The organism is Parapedobacter composti (assembly GCF_900112315.1).
Lineage (GTDB): Bacteria > Bacteroidota > Bacteroidia > Sphingobacteriales > Sphingobacteriaceae > Parapedobacter > Parapedobacter composti.
Genome location: NZ_FOLL01000001.1, coordinates 397715 through 415414 on the forward strand (window position 1 = coordinate 397715; position 17700 = coordinate 415414).

The 17700-nt window shown below is 48.5% G+C and carries 17 protein-coding genes; 5 read left to right on the plus strand and 12 right to left on the minus strand.

Annotated features, from left to right (window positions below; genetic code table 11):
- Nucleotides 1-34 precede the first annotated feature (34 nt).
- Nucleotides 35-1525 carry an NAD(P)H-hydrate dehydratase gene (locus BM030_RS01435; RefSeq protein ID WP_090970311.1) on the minus strand — a complete coding sequence of 497 codons (1491 nt, stop codon included), beginning with the start codon at nt 1523-1525 and terminating at the stop codon, nt 35-37.
- A 94-nt stretch (nt 1526-1619) separates the two neighbouring features.
- On the opposite strand from BM030_RS01435, the gene BM030_RS01440 reads away from it, so the two are divergent.
- A complete protein-coding gene (locus BM030_RS01440) occupies nt 1620-1940 on the plus strand; it encodes a metal-sulfur cluster assembly factor (protein WP_090970314.1) in 321 nt (106 codons plus the stop codon).
- A gap of 11 nt (nt 1941-1951) precedes the next feature.
- Here the strand turns inward: BM030_RS01440 and BM030_RS01445 are convergent, their stop codons facing one another.
- From BM030_RS01445 to BM030_RS01455, 3 genes are read right to left on the minus strand one after another with little or no spacing between them, the layout of a single operon-like run.
- Complete coding sequence (locus tag BM030_RS01445; RefSeq protein ID WP_090970317.1) at nt 1952-2563, minus strand: hypothetical protein; 612 nt, start codon at nt 2561-2563, stop codon at nt 1952-1954.
- Between the two features lie 4 nt (nt 2564-2567).
- Nucleotides 2568-3812 (minus strand): cation:proton antiporter, encoded by a 1245-nt coding sequence (locus BM030_RS01450; protein WP_090970318.1) that lies wholly within the window; start codon nt 3810-3812, stop codon nt 2568-2570.
- 11 nt (nt 3813-3823) lie between these two features.
- On the minus strand, nt 3824-4300 hold the full coding sequence (locus BM030_RS01455; protein WP_090970320.1) for a cation:proton antiporter regulatory subunit: 477 nt from the start codon (nt 4298-4300) through the stop codon (nt 3824-3826).
- A 197-nt stretch (nt 4301-4497) separates the two neighbouring features.
- Between BM030_RS01455 and BM030_RS01460 the strand changes: the two genes are divergently transcribed.
- From BM030_RS01460 to BM030_RS01470, 3 genes are all read left to right on the plus strand, one after another.
- Complete coding sequence (locus tag BM030_RS01460; RefSeq protein WP_090970322.1) at nt 4498-5100, plus strand: YceI family protein; 603 nt, start codon at nt 4498-4500, stop codon at nt 5098-5100.
- Nucleotides 5101-5208: 108 nt separating this feature from the next.
- On the plus strand, nt 5209-6621 hold the full coding sequence (locus BM030_RS01465) for a sugar MFS transporter (protein WP_244518600.1): 1413 nt from the start codon (nt 5209-5211) through the stop codon (nt 6619-6621).
- Nucleotides 6622-6687: 66 nt separating this feature from the next.
- Nucleotides 6688-9639: an FAD-binding and (Fe-S)-binding domain-containing protein gene (locus BM030_RS01470; protein WP_244518601.1), complete on the plus strand. Its 2952-nt coding sequence runs from the start codon at nt 6688-6690 to the stop codon at nt 9637-9639.
- 35 nt (nt 9640-9674) lie between these two features.
- On the opposite strand, the gene BM030_RS01475 is transcribed toward BM030_RS01470, so the two are convergent.
- The 8 genes from BM030_RS01475 to BM030_RS01510 all read right to left on the minus strand — a co-directional run bounded on the left by BM030_RS01475 (nt 9675) and on the right by BM030_RS01510 (nt 16520).
- On the minus strand, nt 9675-11111 hold the full coding sequence (locus tag BM030_RS01475; protein ID WP_170845596.1) for a Glu/Leu/Phe/Val family dehydrogenase: 1437 nt from the start codon (nt 11109-11111) through the stop codon (nt 9675-9677).
- 76 nt (nt 11112-11187) lie between these two features.
- On the minus strand, nt 11188-11406 hold the full coding sequence (locus BM030_RS01480; RefSeq protein WP_090970326.1) for a CcmD family protein: 219 nt from the start codon (nt 11404-11406) through the stop codon (nt 11188-11190).
- Nucleotides 11407-11474: 68 nt separating this feature from the next.
- Nucleotides 11475-12143: a cytochrome c biogenesis protein gene (gene ccsA, locus BM030_RS01485; RefSeq protein ID WP_090970328.1), complete on the minus strand. Its 669-nt coding sequence runs from the start codon at nt 12141-12143 to the stop codon at nt 11475-11477.
- 13 nt (nt 12144-12156) lie between these two features.
- Complete coding sequence (locus BM030_RS01490) at nt 12157-12816, minus strand: heme exporter protein CcmB (RefSeq protein ID WP_090970330.1); 660 nt, start codon at nt 12814-12816, stop codon at nt 12157-12159.
- A 36-nt stretch (nt 12817-12852) separates the two neighbouring features.
- Nucleotides 12853-13197 (minus strand): hypothetical protein, encoded by a 345-nt coding sequence (locus BM030_RS01495; RefSeq protein WP_090970331.1) that lies wholly within the window; start codon nt 13195-13197, stop codon nt 12853-12855.
- Between the two features lie 77 nt (nt 13198-13274).
- Nucleotides 13275-15101: an ABC transporter ATP-binding protein gene (locus tag BM030_RS01500; protein WP_090970334.1), complete on the minus strand. Its 1827-nt coding sequence runs from the start codon at nt 15099-15101 to the stop codon at nt 13275-13277.
- 55 nt (nt 15102-15156) lie between these two features.
- On the minus strand, nt 15157-15735 hold the full coding sequence (locus tag BM030_RS01505; RefSeq protein WP_090970336.1) for a hypothetical protein: 579 nt from the start codon (nt 15733-15735) through the stop codon (nt 15157-15159).
- 5 nt (nt 15736-15740) lie between these two features.
- A complete protein-coding gene (locus BM030_RS01510; protein ID WP_090970338.1) occupies nt 15741-16520 on the minus strand; it encodes an SAM hydrolase/SAM-dependent halogenase family protein in 780 nt (259 codons plus the stop codon).
- A gap of 195 nt (nt 16521-16715) precedes the next feature.
- On the opposite strand from BM030_RS01510, the gene BM030_RS01515 reads away from it, so the two are divergent.
- Nucleotides 16716-17678 (plus strand): PhoH family protein, encoded by a 963-nt coding sequence (locus tag BM030_RS01515; protein ID WP_090970340.1) that lies wholly within the window; start codon nt 16716-16718, stop codon nt 17676-17678.
- Nucleotides 17679-17700: the final 22 nt, after the last annotated feature.

Sequence of the window (17700 nt, forward strand, 5' to 3'; positions counted from 1 at the left end):
TATGCCAGTTGTTCGGTTTTGAGTAGAAGCTTCATCAACAATTAGACTGCACTATTGCATCCCATGTTACAGGGATTGCAGCAATCAGTTCAGTAGCCGGTATGACCGCCATGCCCTCGGCCGCTAGTCGGTCACCAGCAGATCCATGCATGTAGCAGGCCAATATGGTGGCTTCTTGGGGAGGGTAACCCTGGGCCAGAAAAGCCGTAAGCATGCCGGTAAGCACATCACCCATTCCACCGCTGGCCATGGCAGGGTTTCCGGTGGGGTTGATATAAACTTGACCGTCCGGCATAATCATGAACGTATATTGGTTTTTCAGGACAATGACAGTTTGGTGCTGCACTGCCCGTCTTCTTGCCGTGTTAACCCGATCCCACCAATTGCTGTGCTCGCCGAACAGTCGGTCAAATTCCTTCATATGGGGAGTAAGAACACTGTTGGGCGGCAGCTTCTTCATTAATGACTTGTTTCGGGCGAGTAAGGTAAGCGCATCTGCATCCAGCACCAGTGGTTTTGCCGGGTATTCCAGCATGTGCTGAAGGTCAACGGTCAAACCCAGGCCCGGGCCGACCGCCACAGCATCGGCGTCTTCCCAATTTTCAGCCAACGTTTCCCGGGGAGTATACATCACTTCGGGATATCGGGCGTTTAACGCTAACAAGCCTTCCGCGGGAATGCACGCGGTGGTGAGCCCGGCACCGCTGTAGACACTGGCTCCCGCACACAGCAATGCCGCGCCCATCGTGTGGGTATTGCCGGCAATAATCAGCGCATGGCCGTAAGTACCTTTATGGCTGAAACGCTTCCGGCCGCGGAGAATACCGCGGATGTCGCTTGCTTCAACCAATTTGAAATCTGCGGGTAAATTTTCGATGAAGACCTCATCGAGGCCGATATCCACAACATGGAACTTATCCATGGCTTTCGCAGATTCGGGAAAAAAAAAGCTCAGCTTCGGCCGTTGAAAAGTGATGGCTTCTCGTGCATAGAGCATCTGGGCGGTTGATGGGACGATGCCGTCCGCCGGAAGTCCGGTAGGGATATCCACTGCTATTGATGGTATCCGGGCTGCATTAAGGTGTTGTACCAGACGCAGCCAATCGCCATCCAACAGCTTGTTTAGCCCAGAACCGAGTAAGGCATCAATCAATATGGATTGGGTTACAGCTGGAAATTCATCCGACGGAAAAAACTCGGAAACAGGGATGGGGCAGTAATGCAGTTTAGCGAGGTTGGTCGCGAAATCCGTACTCTGGCGGCTGGCAAAGCGGGCAATCCATACGGTAACGTTATCGTAGCCGTGTTGTTGCAGCAGCCGAGCAACAGCCAATCCATCGCCCCCGTTGTTCCCTGTGCCGCAACAGATGAGAATGCTGACATTTTTATCGCGATGAAGCTGCATGAATGCTTTTACAAAAGCCAGTGCCGCCCGTTCCATCAGGTCAACGGATGCAATGGGTTCTGTGGCAATGGTGTGGCGATCAGCCTCCCGCATCTGTTCCGAAGTGAGGATGTTCTTCATCGTTTTTACCGTCAGATAACACTAGTTTAAAGATACAGCTTTATGACCAGATCCAAAAATACCGTATCTTTGTGAAACTACTATTGGAGGAATCATGATTGTGAATGACCCATTGAATCTTGCTCCCGTTATCAGGGAAAAGCTGGAAACGGTTTTTGATCCGGAAATTCCGGTTAATATCGTTGAGTTGGGACTGGTGTATGAACTGATTACCAGACCAGACGGTACGGCAAAGGTGGTCATGACACTTACTGCGCCCGGATGCCCCGTGGCCGGGGACATCATCAATGATGTGCAGCAGAAAGTGGAAAGCGTGGAAGGGGTGAAGCAGGCATTGGTCGAATTGACCTTTGACCCACCATGGGACAAAAGCATGATGAGTGAGGTCGCCCGGCTTGAACTCGGATTTATGTAGGGAAGGAGGCGTTAATCGCCCAAGGCATGCACGATTGTCGATCGGTATTGCGGATCTTTTTCCTGAAATTCGATGCCCCTTTTATAGGTGTCGACCATAAAGAATATTTCCCCCGGAGCTGGCGCATCTTCGGCGAAAAACAACTTAAAGCTATAGGTGGCACGGTTGTTCAGGTTAACGGGTATCCTGTTTGAGGAAAATACCAAAGGTTGCACGGGGGCTGCCTTCATGGCATCCACCTCATTGACCTTCCACAGTTCGGCCAGTGCAGTGATAAAGCGGTCGCTCATCGCTCCTTCCTTCCTGAACGTTATTGCCCCTTTTTTAAATCCAGAAGCTTCATTCACCGAACCATCGGCATTAATACCTACGGGGATGTCCTTATTAACGTTGATGATGAAACCAACCGTATCATCTTGATACAAGCCTTTTGCTACATAGGTAATCGATGTTTCATCTTCCTCAGCGTCCACCAGCCTAAGAAAAATATGGGAGGGATGTTCGGGGTTATTTACGATTGGCAGTAATGCCAAGCTATCGCTTCCGTCTTTGTTTTGCTGAGTGGTATTGTTGCAGGCAAACAACAGGATAGTTAGCCAAGAAAGTTGCATCAATTGTTTCATCGCTTTATTTATTTTTTATTTCTCGTTCTAAATCGCTCAACGTTTTCAGCGGTCTCTTCTCTACGTTGTCCTTTCCGAAGAGGGCATTCCAAATACTGCGTGACTCTTTTGTGAGCAACGGCGCTATGATCGATAATATTAATACATATACGACCACAAACGACTGGACGACCGGAAGCAAGTTCCCTGCTTTCCCGATGTTGGCCATGATAATGGAAAACTCGCCGCGGGCAGCCAAGGTGAAACCGATATCCACGGAATTACGCTTCTTCAATCCGGAAAAATGAGCGGCAAAATAACCTGACCCCACATTGCACAGTACCGTAACCAAAGCGGCAATGGAAGCCCATAGCACCGCGCCGCCGAGCGACAGGGGGTCTATAGACAGGCCAAAACTGAAGAAAAACATAGCGCCAAAGAAGTCTTTGAAGGGAAGTATAAGCTGCTCAATCCGTTTTATATATTGCGAATCGGCTAGGACGAGTCCGGCCATAAGCGCTCCGATGGCTTCAGCGACATGGATGGTTTCGGAAAAACCGGCCACGATGAAGAGCAACGCAAAAATTACCAGTACGAACAGCTCCGAGGACTTGTCTTGGAGAACTTTATCAATAGACGGGACGAGTTTCCTGCCTAATACAAGAAAAGTTAGGATAAACGCCAATGCAAGTAACGAGGTTCCGGCGACGGTCCAGAATGAGCTGCTGCCAGTCAGAATGAGACCCGAAAGGAAGGATATATGCATGGCAATGAAGAGGTCGTCAAACATGATCATACCCATGATGACTTCCGTTTCAGGGTTTGCCGTGCGTTTCAGGTCAGTAAGTACCTTGGCTACGATGGCGGTTGATGAACTGGTCATGATACCGCATAACACCATCATTTCTTTGAAAGGCAATCCCATCATCCAACCCATGAAAAGGCCTGAACAGAAATTGAGAATAACGTAAAACGTTCCTCCGGTAAGAATGGATTTGCCCGATTTGATCAGCCTTCCGACAGAAAATTCCAATCCAAGATAAAATAGCAGGAATAATACGCCGAGGCGCCCCATGAAGTCGATAAACGGTTTGCTCTCCGTAAACGTAAGATCAATATCTCCGATTTTCGGAGCATGTTGTCCCAGCACCATTCCGATTAATATGAAAAATGGAATCACCGAAAAGCGGAGCCTGTTGGAAATCAGTCCAACAAGTGCTACCAAGCTCACGGCAACGCCTATTTCCAGTATCAGGGTGTGGGAGGGCATAAGCTATACTGCTATAGTATTTCTCTTAATAGTTTGATATGGCTCCGTTTACCGGCTACTACGAGCGTGGTATCCGCGGCGACAATATAATCGGGGCCGGGATTGATGATGCTTTCTCCCTCTTTGATGGCGGCGATGATGGAAGCTCCCGTGCGTTTGCGCACTTCCAGTTCACCGATGGACTTGCCGATACTTGGCGCGTTACCGTCTACTTTGTACCATTCGATGATGAGGTCGTCTAAGGCGATTTCAATGGTCTCCAAAGCCTTGGGCTTGTATGACAGCCCGCCGATGATACCGGCTACTTGCCTGGATTCTTCATCGGACAGGGTCATCACGCATCTTGACTCACTTTCTTCTTGGTCATAGCGATAGAGTTCCCGCCGCCCATCATCGTGAATTACCACTACCATATGGTCGCCGGCTTCGGTTTCAATTTGGTACTTTTTACCGATGCCAATCAGGTCTGATTCTCTTACAATTGACATAATAGTCTCCCCTTAAGATTTAAGTTCTTCAAAGGTACGATTTTGTAATGAAACCTACAAGGTTGCCTTTTCGTGACCCGACAGGAATAATGTGGGCCGCTTCCCGCCCTTAAAAAGCAAATGTTCCGATGAATATTACGGAGAGGTGAGACAACTAATCGCATAGCCGCGTATATTTGACACAAAATAGAAACGCGATGACGATTAAGACAACCCTATCGGCCCTGTTTGCCATGATATTGTTAGCGGTTTTGCCCGCTTCCGCCCGCCCAACCACCGATGAATTTAACGTGGATACCAGTAAATCTACGGTTGCCTGGACTGGGCAGAACATTGCTGGCGGTAAGCATACGGGCACCGTCGGGATCAGCAAAGGGACCTTGGTCTTTGAAGGGGAAAAACTCGTTGGTGGCACCTTTACCGTTGATGTTAACACTATTGAGGTGACCGATTTGGCTGGCGACCGTGCAACCCGGCTTGCCAACCACTTGAAGAATGAAGATTTTTTTGACGCGCCTAAGTTTCCGGACGCTGTTTTCCGGATTACCAAGGTAGAAGGGGCGGGTGACGGGTTTTCCATTCGCGGCGATCTGACTATCAAAGGCATTACCAAGTCCATCGCATTTCCGGCGGTGGTGCACCATAGCGGCAATACCGTACATGCCACAGCAAAAGGCGTTAAAATAGACCGCACACAGTTTGACATCAAATACCGTTCTGGAAATTTCTTCAGCGGTTTGGGTGACCGGGCGATTTCAGACGAGTTCCAGTTGGATATCGAAATCTTTGCGGCGAGGTAGCCGGCGGGATCCGCGATAAACGGCCAACCGTAAAATTTTAAAAAGGAACAGCCGAATGTAAACCATTTTAACTAAGTTTGGGCCGTTTATAAACCGGAAGGGAATATTATGGCAACATCACAGGGAGCTAAATCGAATTACAACGTTTCTTTAGCCACTTTAACCACCTTGTTCTTCATGTGGGGCTTTATCACTTGTATGAACGACATCCTTATTCCGCATCTGAAAGAACTTTTCCAGCTGAGCTATTTTCAGGCAATGCTTGTGCAGTTTGCCTTTTTCGGCGCATATTTTATCGGATCGGTCATCTATTTTGCGGTATCATATATTTACGGCGATCCCATCAATAAAATTGGATATAAGGGTGGGATTATTATCGGTCTGCTGATTTCGGCGGTTGGCTGTTTGCTGTTTTATCCGGCAGAAATATTAGCGATATACAATATGTTTTTGTTGGCATTGTTTACGCTGGGCCTTGGTTTTACGTTGTTACAGATATCGGCGAATCCCTATGTCGCCATTCTGGGCCCGCCGGAAGGAGCTTCGAGTCGGCTCAACCTGGCACAAGCTTTCAATTCCCTTGGTACGACCATTGCACCTGTGTTAGGCGGTTACCTGATTTTTGAATTTTTTGCTCAGGGGGGCGAGATTACGCCCGAGGCCACCAAAGTTCCATATCTGATATTCGGCCTGCTATTCGTGCTGCTGGCCGTATTGGTAAGCCTCATCAGGCTTCCCAGGTTCCAGGCAGAAGAGCTGGGAGGCGGCAAGTTGGGGGCACTGGCCTTTCCACAGCTTCGCGGCGGGGTTTTGGGCATATTTTTCTACGTGGGCGCGGAGGTAGCTATCGGCAGCCTCATTATCAGCTTCATCGGGCAGCCAGAAATTATGGGTGTAGGCGAACAGATAGGTAAAAATTATCTGTCATTATATTGGGGCGGGGCAATGATCGGTCGCTTTCTTGGGGCCATTTCATTGAACGATCGGTTGGCTGGAGCCAAGAAAGCGATCTATATGGTATTAGCCGCGGCTGCGGTATTTTCTGTGATTTATGCCATTGTGGATTTGAGTTTTACTCAGATTTCGGTATTTCTACTTTTTATCCTGCTCAATTTTGCGGCTTTTGCCATTGGGCGTTCGGTGGCTGCGCGTACGTTGATGGTGTTTGCGCTGGTAAATATTGTTTTGATTCTGGCTACTGTATTGGGGACGGGTAGCTGGGCAATGTGGACATTGCTGGCCGTGGGACTATTCAATTCTATCATGTGGTCCAATATTTTTACCTTAGCCATCAATGGTCTTGGCGTTCATACCAGCCAAGGAGCTTCCCTGTTGGTAATGGGAATTCTGGGTGGCGCTTTGATTCCACTTTTCCAAGGATGGCTGGCCGATACGATTGGGTTAAAACCATCATTTATTATTCCCGCGATATGTTATGCCTATATCGCTGGCTATGGCTTATTCTGCAGTAGAAAGCTAGGCAACGTTATCCAGGCAGATGCTGCCCCCGGCGGGCATTAGTTATGCCGATGACTATATACAGCCTTTTTGTGGTAAAAAAATAGTCGGGATACGTATCTTTAGCACGTGAAAACGATCGAAGGCGATATCTTGGCAGGACTCTCTGGCTTGGAGAAAATCCTGAAGGGAGCATTTTATTACGACTCCAGCCCTGAACACCAAACCATACTCCGTGCATATTCCACCGATGCTTCGGTATATCAGGAGCGGCCGCTTGCCGTGGCAATACCCCGGGATGCGGACGATTTGGTGACACTCATCGATTTTGCGGCCGCCCAGGGCACGACACTTATCCCGCGTACGGCTGGCACTTCGCTGGCTGGACAGGTAGTGGGTAACGGCATCGTGGTGGATGTGTCCAAGTATTTTAACCGGGTGTTGGAAGTCAACGTGGAAGAACGTTGGGTGCGCGTTCAGCCTGGGGTGATCCGGGACGACCTCAACGCTTACTTGCGTCCGTATGGACTGATGTTCGGCCCGGAAACTTCCACCGCAAACCGGGCAATGATTGGCGGGATGATAGGCAATAATTCCAGCGGGTTGCATTCCATCGTATGGGGTGATACACGGAGCCACCTACGGTCGGCGACCGTCTTACTGGATGATGGGTCAACGGCGGTATTCGAAGCGCTGGATGAACCTGCTTTTTTCAGTAAGCTGACGTTAACCAATCGGGAAGGCGATATTTACCGCCGTATGAATGCGCTGCTCACCGACCCCGAAAACCGCGAGGCCATAAAAAGGGGATATCCTAAACCCTCGCTTACCCGGCGGAATACAGGATATGCACTGGACATGCTTAGTGATACTTCCGAGCCGTTTAACTTGTGTAAGTTGCTGGCGGGATCTGAAGGTACGTTGGGTATTCTGACGGAAGCAACGCTCAATCTGCAGCCATTACCGCCCAAGGAAATCGGTTTGCTTTGTATTCATTGCCATACGCTCATAGATTCGCTGCATGCGAATGTGGTAGCGCTGCAGCATAGCCCTGAGGCGTCTGAACTGGTGGATAAGTACATCCTGGATTTTACCAAAGGTCATCCGACCTACCAGTATAACCGATTTTTCATTGAAGGCGACCCTGCGGCGCTGTTGATGGTGGAGTTCAGGGGCGACAGCCTGCAGGAAGTGCAAGGCAAGGCCGCCGCCCTGAAAACCGCGTTGGTGGCTAAGGGGCTTGGCTATGCATATCCCTTGGTAACCGGTCCGCAGACCAACTTGGTCTGGGACGTCCGCAAAGCGGGTTTGGGGTTGATACGTAATCTACCTGGTGATATCCAGCCCGTAAACCTTATTGAGGATTGCGCCGTGTCACCTGAAGATTTGCCGGCATACATCATTGAATTGCAGGATATATTGAATCGGCACAGCCTGCAGGCTTCCTACTACGCCCATGCCGGCGCCGGCGAACTACATGTGGAGCCGCTGATAAACCTCAAGACCGACAAAGGGAAAATGGCGTTCCGTTCCGTGCTGGCTGAGACCGCACAGTTGGTGAAGAAGTATAATGGTTCGTTAAGCGGTGAACACGGTGACGGACGGCTCCGTGGCGAATTTATCGGTGCGGTGCTGGGTGAACAGGTATACGGGTTACTACGGCAGGTCAAAGAGATTTTTGATCCAAGGGGGGTATTTAATGCCCATAAAATCGTGGATACTCCGCCGATGGATAAATTTCTGCGTTATGAACGCGACACTTCATCGGTTAAAGTAGATACGCTATTCGACTTCAGCCGACAGGAAAGTATCTTAAGGCTATCGGAAAAATGCTCGGGATCCGGTGATTGTCGTAAGACGCATATTACAGGCGGAACAATGTGCCCCTCATACATGGCCACACGGGAAGAAAAAGATACCACACGAGCGCGTGCCAATATGTTGAGACAATTTCTTACCAGCTCACCAAAAGCCAACAGGTTCGATCATCCTGAAATTAAAGAGGTGATGGATCTTTGCCTAAGTTGTAAGGGCTGCAAGACGGAATGCCCCTCAGGGGTAGACATCGCCAAGATGAAGGCAGAGTTCCTCCAACACTATCATGATGCCAACGGTACACCTTTTCGGACGTGGGTAATCGCCAACTTTACTAAATCGCAGCAATTGGCGGCTTATTTTCCGAGCCTTTATAATGCCATAATCAAATACAGACCCCTGTCGCTTCTGGTGAAACAGGTTCTGGGGTTTGCAAGGGATAGATCGTTGCCGGAAGTCGGTAGGATAACGCTGCGGCGGTGGATAGCAAAGCATCGTGAGGAACAGCGCATAGCGGGGCCGCGGAAAGTCTATCTTTTCTGCGACGAATTTACCAATTACAACGACGTTGGCATCGGTCAAACAACCTACCGGCTGTTAACCGCACTGGGCTATGACGTGGCGTTGGCTAATCATTCAGAAAGCGGGCGTACTTACCTGTCAAAGGGGTTAGTGCGTAAAGCGAAAGCGATTGCCAACCGTAATGTCCGACATCTGAAGGATATAATCACGGCCGACACGCCGTTGATTGGTATTGAACCGTCAGCTATCCTGACATTCCGCGATGAATATCCGGAGCTGGTGGATAAGGAATTGATAGCAGACGCTTATGCCCTGGCCAAGCACGCGTTGCTCATCGACGAGTTCTTGCTCAATGAGCTGCAGGCGGGGCGCATTGATTCCACTCGGTTTACTGAAGAAAGCCGTAAAATCAAATTACACGGACACTGTTATCAAAAGGCCTTTCATTTGGTTGAAACGACGGCGAAAATGCTGGCTATCCCTAAGGGATATGAAGTGGAAACCATTCCGTCCGGTTGTTGTGGCATGGCAGGTTCGTTCGGGTATGAGAAAGAGCATTACGAGGTTTCCATGAAAGTAGGAGAATTGGTGTTACTGCCGACCGTTCGGAGTACTCCGGCCGACACTTGGATAGCAGCTCCCGGAACCAGCTGCCGCCATCAAATCAAAGACGGTACCGGACGCCGGGCGTATCACCCAGTTGAACTGTTGTGGCAAGCATTGAAAAAGCCCGAAGATGACTAGTCTTTGGGCTTTTTTAACCGTGCCAAGCCGTGATTTCACGGCCAGATACCCAGATTCTGATAAGAAACTGCAATTTTATTGATGGCGCCTACGAAAGCTGCTGTCCGCAAGGTATCAATGCCGGCATTGGTATTTTTGGTTTCCCGGATTTCATGGTAGGCCCTAATCATGGTATCTTCCAGTCCGGAATTGACCAATTCCAATTCATCCGCACCTTTTACAATTGTCATACGCTGCGCAGGGGTAAGCGTTTTCCCTGTAATTGCTTCCACGGTGTTGACCAAGTTGAGGTTTGCCATTTCCTCATAGCGCTTATCCATACGGCCGAAGGCGACGTGCGACAGGTTTTTCAACCACTCGAAATAGGATACCGTCACACCACCGGCGTTGCAGTACATATCTGGAATGATGATACCGCCTTTCTCCACAAACATGGCTTCGGCACCCGGCGTTGTGGGGCCGTTAGCTCCTTCGGCGATGATTTTTGCTTTGATGCGACCAATGTTTTCTTCGGTGAGTTGATTCTCCAATGCGGCAGGTACCAAGATGTCACATTCCTGTTCCAGCCCTTCCGCCGGTGTCCGGAATTCTTTAGTTGCTTTTTTATATCCAAGAATGGAGCCTGTATTTTTGCGGTGTTCCAATACCGCATCGGGATCTAATCCATCGGGATTGTACAACGCACCGTCGTATTCGCATACGCCCACAACGACGGCCCCAAACTCAAGTAACACTTTTACGGTATTATAGCCTACGTTGCCCAAACCTTGTACGATGACTCGTTTGCCAGCAATACCGGGGGTTAGTCCGATCCGTTTCATGTCTTCAGCAACGTCAACGCACTCGCGGATGGCGATAGCTACGCCCCGTCCGGTTGCTGCCCTGCGGCCATTAATACCATGCAAAGACAATGGTTTGCCGGTTACGCAGCCGAAGGAATCGAGCTGGCCGGGATTCATAGTCGTATAAGTGTCTGCTATCCAGCTCATCTCCCGTTCGCCCGTTCCGTAGTCGGGAGCAGGTACGTCAATCGCTGGGCCAATAAAGTTCTTTTTGATCAACTCCACGGTATACCGGCGGGTAATGGTCTCTAATTCGTTTACCGAGTAGTTTTTCGGGTTAATACAAATACCTCCTTTGGCACCGCCAAAGGGTACATTTACAATGGCACATTTATAAGTCATCAATGCGGCAAGTGCCATTACTTCGTCTTCGTTGACCATTTCGCTATACCGGATACCACCTTTGGTGGGCGACATGTGTTGCGAGTGCTCCACGCGCCATGCATTGATTACCTCAATCTGATCGCCACGTCGGAATGGAAAGCTGAAGCGATATATGCTGTTACAGGTCTTTATCTGATCCAGCAGGCCTTTGGGATGTTTGGTGAATTGTGCCGCATGATCAAAAAATTGGGATACGTCATCAAAAAAATGGGGTTCTTGCGCTGTGTTTGCTATAGACTTAGCCATATCAATTGATTTATTAAACTAATTGGTAATCGATTCATGTAAGTGGCAGTTCAGGCAGATTGGCGGTGGTAATGTTTCATTTCTTATTTTGATTTTCCAGTCGTTTTATTTTGCTGTCTATGGTAAACAAATAAATAGCCAATCCTAAAAACAGCACGACCAAAACAAGTACCACCACATATATTTTGCCCGAACTGCGTAACCCCGTGGCCATCTCGACCCCGTTGTTCGACTGCGCAAAACTACACATTAACCCACTGATAACTAATAATAAAGAAAGAATTGCCTTTTTCATATCGTTTTGCAAAAAATGTTGTCAAATTTTATTGTTGAATCGTTTTAGGGTTGTCATTATGCCAATATTTAGGATGCAGCGGTGTCGTTTTGGTATTCCAATTTCCGGATGCGAAACCGCAAGGTCATGATCCAAATACCGACCAATATCCAGCCCAGTGACGCTGGGTACAATACCACCTTCATCATCCCGTCAAGATCAAACTCCCCGAAGCCTGAATTTCCACCCGCTCCGGGATGTAATGAGTCCGTGGTTTTGGGCAGGATGTACATCAATACGATCATGATAGGGAACGCGAAAATGTTATATATAGCAGATATCCTGGCGCGTTTCTGCTCTTCCTCCAGCGCATTGCGGAGTACGAGGTAGGCGAGATACATCAATGTGGCAATGGCCGATCCGTTAAGCTGGGGATCATTAGGCCACGGATCACCCCAGGTGAAATTAGCCCATAACATTCCACTAATGAGCCCAAAGGCACAGAAAATAATGCCAACATTAACACTTTCCACCGCTATAATGTCGTCCTTCGGGTTGCCAGACGACAGGTATTTAACACTGCATACCACGGAAATAACGTATAACGTAAACATGGTAAACCACATCGGTACGTGGAAATAAACATTCCGTATGGTTTCATGCACGATAGGCAATGCGGGTACCGGGCCCAACAGTCCCATGATAATGCTGTAGAGTAGCAGAAGCAGGCCGAGGATTTTCCACCAGTAGGATTTCATTTTTGTGTACGGATTAATCCCTCCAAAGGTACGGAAATAACAGTAAAGAAATGGCTATAGTAACGATATTGATGGCCAAAAGCACAATGAGCTCGTCATAGCTGGCGCTACGTGCAAGGCCGTCCAGCGCATTTTTAGATAATTTGATGAGCACTAACAGCAGTGGGATAACGATAGGGAAACTGAGTACGGCCATTAATGTGCTGCTGTTTCCTGCTTTAGCACTGATACCTGCCACCATCGTGAATACCGAGGCGAAACCCATGCTGCCCAGTACAACGGCACACAGGTAAAGTAATGGATCAGCGAGGGGATTATGGAAGATGATGCTGTACACCAGAAATGCTATTGCAGCAAGCAACAACATGACCAGCATGTTGTAGACAATCTTAGATAAAATAACAGCCTTTGGGCTGGCCAGCGTATAATAGTATAGTTGTCGGTGATGGCTTTCCTGTACAAAGCTTTTGTTAATCGCATTAACCGAAGCAAATAGCAGGATTATCCAGAACAACGCATTCCATGTTGTAGGATCTACGGATTTGAATGCCTGATAGCACACAAATACCGTAGATACTACATAAAGTAATATGCTGTTGATGGCATATTTTGAACGCCATTCAAGAATAAGGTCTTTACGGATGAGGGATCTGACCTCTTTCAATACATTCATTCGCCGCAAAGATACAACTCATCGCGCGAATGGGAGTTAAATTTCTTCTCCGGCCTTTTGCGCCGCGGCTTTAATGCGGTCGTTAGCGCTATCAAGACCGTCTTTTGCCATGCGGTCAGCTTTTCGGATAGCTTCCTGGCCTTTATTTTTAGCCTGTGCCTGTAAATCGCCCATTTCCCGGGAAGCTTTGTCTGCCAGTTTTGAGGCTTTGTTGATTCCCTCCTTAGCCGTTTTCCGAATTGTGCTGGTTAATTCGCGTATCCCATCATTGGCCCGATCCAACTGTTTCCGGCCTTCTTTCGTACCTAACAAGAACCAAGCTAACGTACCTGCTGCAGCCCCTATCAGGGCAAACGTCATCATGCTGTTTTTCGTGTTCATCTTTTCGTTCCTCTTTAGTTGTGCAATATCTTCACTGCTTTGATAAAGAAACAATGACGAACAGAAAATGTTTGCACTTACCTGTGTGCTAATTGAAGATGGTATAAATGGTGATACAGCCCTTCACCTTTGTTCATGAGCTGCTCGTGGGTGCCGGAGGCGACAACTTTCCCGAATTCAACCACAATAATCTGGTCGGCTTCGCGGATGGTGGAAAGGCGATGAGCAATGATGATAGACGTGCGGTTTTTCATCAATTCTTCAAGGGCTTGCTGCACCTGCCGTTCTGATTCCGAATCTAATGAGGAGGTCGCTTCGTCGAGGATGAGGATGGCCGGATCTTTCAGCAGGGCGCGAGCGATGGCGATGCGTTGACGTTGGCCGCCAGACAGTTTAACCCCACGTTCGCCCACCACCGTGTCATATCCTTCAGGAAAATCCATGATAAAGTCGTGTGCGTTAGCGCGTTTCGCCGCGGTAATGATTTCTTCGGCATCGGCGGTAAGGCGCCCGTAAGCAATATTTTCGCGAATGGTTCCCCCGAATAGCAATACGTCTTGCGGAACGATGGCTACCTGATTACGGATATCGGTGAGCGGGTATTGTGACGCTTCCCGTCCATCAAATAAAATACGCCCTCTGTTTGGCATATAGAATTGCAGTATGAGCGCCGCGATGGTTGATTTCCCCGTACCGCTTGGCCCCACGATGGCCACCTTTTCGCCTGCTCGGGCATTAAACGACACCCTGTTCAAGACGGTGATCTCCCTGCGCGAAGGATAAGAAAACGTAACATTGTCAAAGGCGATGTTCCCTTCGATGACATACCGGATGGCTTTTTCCTCGTGTAAAAGGCCCACGTCTTCCTGTTGCTCGTCAAGAATTTCGATAACGCGCTCGCTGGCACCGATGGCTTTCTGGATGTTGGCATATAATTCGGGGAAACTACCCATCGAACCGGCAACGAACAGGGAATAAAGAATGTAGGTCGTTAGATCGCCCACCGAAATCTCTCCTAGGGCCACCAAGGACGAGCCGTACCAAATTACTGCAACCACAGCGCCGAAGAGACAAAAAATGATAAACGAGGCAAAGATGCCCCGGTACGTAGCTCCTTTAACGGCGATATTAACCACCCCTTGTAATGATTTGGTATACCGGGTTGCCTCGTATGCTTCGTTTACGAAGGCCTTAACATTGCTGATGCCTTGAAGGGTTTCCTGTATAATCGTGTTCGATTCAGCCAACCGATCTTGTGCCTGCCGCGACAACCTGCGGATAAACCGCCCGAAGAGAACGGCCACTACAACCAAAATAGGCAAAATACTCAGGTTAAGCAGGGTGAGCTTCATGGATACGGCAAACAACCAGCCAATGCCACCGATAAGCAGGATGATTTGCCGGATGATTTCGGCGAGTGTGGTTGTCATGGTGTCCTGTATCTGTGCCAGGTCTGCAGACAATCTGCTGTTTAGCTCGCCCACTCGCCGGTTGGAAAAGAAATCCAGCGGCAGGGTAATCAGTTTATAATAAGAATCGCGCCGTATACCTGCCAACGACTTTTCTGCAACTTCAACGAATAAACGTATGCGGAAAAAAGACAGAAGAGACTGCACAAACAGGATAGCGAAGGCGATTCCTCCGATGGTTTGGATATCCATGGGTATCCAAGGATAGGTCTGTTTATCCTGAGCAGCATCGATCATCGCCCCCAGGAGTGTGGGAAACGTGAGGATGGTCAGGCTAGAAAACAGCAGGCAAACCATTCCCACGGTAAACTTTACCCGGTAAGGCTTGAGGTAAGCCAGCAGTTTAGCGGCTTTCCGCATTGTAGTTTTTGTGAGTTTGGGTTTGGGTAGATCGTCCGGTGGCGCATCCCCGCTATTTAACCGTGCTCTTGCCATGGCCTATCATTAAAATTTATAGCGGCAAAAGTATGGACAATAACCCTGGTGCATATCACGCTTTCGTCAATTTTTGGTGTTTTATCCATCGAACTGCGACTACAGTACCGCCTCCCGCTACAATGAGCCCGAAAAGCACGGTTAACCCTTGATATAATTGGTTGCTTTTTTCCAAAGCGTCAATATGTTGTTCTAAAGTGTTTTGTTCACGCTGTAATTTGCTAATGGTTTTAATGTATCCGTTTATGCGGCCGTCAAATTCTGTCGCTTGCTGTGCAATCTTTGATTTTTCAAAGTCTTTGTAGTCGAGGAGCGCTTTGGTTTCGCGGAAAATGTCATTATCGGTCAGCACGATTTGCTTTAAGATATCGATAGAGGCCTGCATGTCTTTCTTGGTTTTCAATCCGAAAATGCCGGTCCGCTTTTTTAGGCTTTCGTCAAACTGACCGAATCTGGCACTGCGTTGAGCCAGTAATTCGTTGACTTTCCGTCGCTGTTGCTCATAACCGGACGTATCGGACGATGACTGCTGTGCAAAAAGCATAAAGGGCCCGAATATGAGGCAGAGCGCCAGAGCCACATGTGCGTATCGGCGCGTCATATCCCGCCATTGCTGTATCAGGTTTCTGTTCATGTAGGTTATTTTTTAAATTCTACACGGATGATATCGCCTTTGTTCAATCCAAGCAATCCACTGGCATTACCCTTATTAATAGCGATTTCAAGGTAATTGCTAATGCCGAACAGGCAGAGCTTCTCACCTTCAGGCACTTCGTTGTAATGCCAGCTCATTTGGTCAATGGTTTCATTACGCCTGAAGTAAAGCACAAATTTTCTCCCCCGCTGTACCTTGTTGAAAAGTTCCTTACTGATGTTACTAATCACATTGCCGAACGAATCGACGAAGACCACGCTGCCCCTGAGACTATCCTTTTCCACCACGGGTTGCACCAGTGTGCGCTCAACCATGGAATCCACCGGATCGCCGATTTCCGTAAGTTCTCCTCCTCGAGCTAGATGGCAAGCCGCTTTAGCAAAAATGTCTGTGAGGGGGAAATGAAGATATTTCAGATCTTGGATGATATTAAGTTCTACGGCTTCTGTGGGCGGACCATCTAATATCAACGAAAAGACACCATTATCTGCCCCTACAAAGAAATGGTTGTTGTACTGCACAGCGAGGTAGCGGGTGTCCTCGTTGAATACGGAATCGATGCCGATGAGGTGTACAGTTTTTTCCGGGAAGTAGGTATACGCGTTTTTGAGTACGTATGCGGCATATTGGATATCAAACGGGGGAATTTCGTGCGAGATATCGACCAAACGCACTGCTGGGAATTGGCTGATAATGCTGCCTTTTAGTGCCGCCTGATAAAAATCCTTATGCCCTAAATCCGTCGTTAAGGTAACAATACCCATACCCGCGTTGCTTGGAGTTCGTGCAAAAATAGGAGAATTAACGCATGTTTGGAAATGCCAATTTATCGCTATCTTTGAAGGCGGTTGATGATTTCAAGCGGTAGCGTTAGACTATAGACGGCAAGCGTTGAGCGAGGGCCGCATGGATCCTATGGCACAAGCGTGTGAAGCATCACGCAAGTTAAGAGTAAGAATTTGAACGAATTAACCATCACATTAGAGTATGTGAATCCCGCAATATTGTGGGGAACACAAAATGAACACTTCGAGGTGTTCAAAAAGCAGTTTCCGAAACTAAAAATCGTTGCGAGGGGTAACGAGGTGAAGGTATTGGGCGATGAGCGGGAAATCACGCTGTTCAAGCGTTATTTTGATCAGGTTGTGGCACATGTCGAACAGTACAACAGTCTGACAGCAAATGACGTGGAAACCATATTGGGCACCGGCGCAAAGGCTGTTGCACCTAAAAATGGAGAAAAAGCTGGGGCGGACGGCATCGGTAAGGAACCCATTGTTTTCGGACCGAACGGCATTGTCGTAAAGGCGCGCACGGCCAATCAGCGGCGGATGGTGGAGAGTATCCTGAAAAATGATATCCTGTTTGCCATTGGCCCCGCGGGTACCGGAAAAACATACACGGCTGTAGCGCTGGCTGTACGGGCATTGCGTAATAAAGAGGTGAAACGTATCATCTTGACCAGGCCGGCGGTAGAAGCAGGGGAAAACCTCGGTTTCCTACCCGGCGATTTAAAGGAAAAAGTGGATCCGTATCTACGGCCGTTGTACGACGCACTGGATGACATGATCCCGGCCGAAAAACTGAAGGCTTTTTTAGAAAATCGTACCATTGAAGTGGCGCCATTGGCATTTATGCGAGGACGTACACTTGACAATTGTTTCGTGATTTTAGACGAAGCGCAGAACGCCACGGATATGCAGATGAAAATGTTCCTTACACGGATGGGCCCTACGGCCAAGTTTATCGTGACAGGTGATATTACACAGATAGATCTGCCCAAGAAGCAGCAATCGGGATTGCAAACCGCGTTGAAATTACTGGAGGGTATAGCGGGCATCGATATTATTCACCTAAGTGGTGGAGACGTGGTGCGGCATAAGCTGGTCAAACGGATACTGGAAGCCTATGGGGATATTTGACCCGGCAAAGTCGTCGAAACTG

Excerpts from the sequence above, each read along its gene's own strand:
- BM030_RS01435 (WP_090970311.1), bottom strand. The coding sequence starts at position 1,525 with ATGAAGAACATCCTCACTTCGGAACAGATGCGGGAGGCTGATCGCCAC.
- BM030_RS01440 (WP_090970314.1), top strand. The coding sequence starts at position 1,620 with ATGATTGTGAATGACCCATTGAATCTTGCTCCCGTTATCAGGGAAAAG.
- BM030_RS01445 (WP_090970317.1), bottom strand. The coding sequence starts at position 2,563 with ATGAAACAATTGATGCAACTTTCTTGGCTAACTATCCTGTTGTTTGCC.
- BM030_RS01450 (WP_090970318.1), bottom strand. The coding sequence starts at position 3,812 with ATGCCCTCCCACACCCTGATACTGGAAATAGGCGTTGCCGTGAGCTTG.
- BM030_RS01455 (WP_090970320.1), bottom strand. The coding sequence starts at position 4,300 with ATGTCAATTGTAAGAGAATCAGACCTGATTGGCATCGGTAAAAAGTAC.
- BM030_RS01460 (WP_090970322.1), top strand. The coding sequence starts at position 4,498 with ATGACGATTAAGACAACCCTATCGGCCCTGTTTGCCATGATATTGTTA.
- BM030_RS01465 (WP_244518600.1), top strand. The coding sequence starts at position 5,209 with ATGGCAACATCACAGGGAGCTAAATCGAATTACAACGTTTCTTTAGCC.
- BM030_RS01475 (WP_170845596.1), bottom strand. The coding sequence starts at position 11,111 with ATGGCTAAGTCTATAGCAAACACAGCGCAAGAACCCCATTTTTTTGAT.
- BM030_RS01480 (WP_090970326.1), bottom strand. The coding sequence starts at position 11,406 with ATGAAAAAGGCAATTCTTTCTTTATTATTAGTTATCAGTGGGTTAATG.
- ccsA (WP_090970328.1), bottom strand. The coding sequence starts at position 12,143 with ATGAAATCCTACTGGTGGAAAATCCTCGGCCTGCTTCTGCTACTCTAC.
- BM030_RS01490 (WP_090970330.1), bottom strand. The coding sequence starts at position 12,816 with ATGAATGTATTGAAAGAGGTCAGATCCCTCATCCGTAAAGACCTTATT.
- BM030_RS01495 (WP_090970331.1), bottom strand. The coding sequence starts at position 13,197 with ATGAACACGAAAAACAGCATGATGACGTTTGCCCTGATAGGGGCTGCA.
- BM030_RS01500 (WP_090970334.1), bottom strand. The coding sequence starts at position 15,101 with ATGGCAAGAGCACGGTTAAATAGCGGGGATGCGCCACCGGACGATCTA.
- BM030_RS01505 (WP_090970336.1), bottom strand. The coding sequence starts at position 15,735 with ATGAACAGAAACCTGATACAGCAATGGCGGGATATGACGCGCCGATAC.
- BM030_RS01510 (WP_090970338.1), bottom strand. The coding sequence starts at position 16,520 with ATGGGTATTGTTACCTTAACGACGGATTTAGGGCATAAGGATTTTTAT.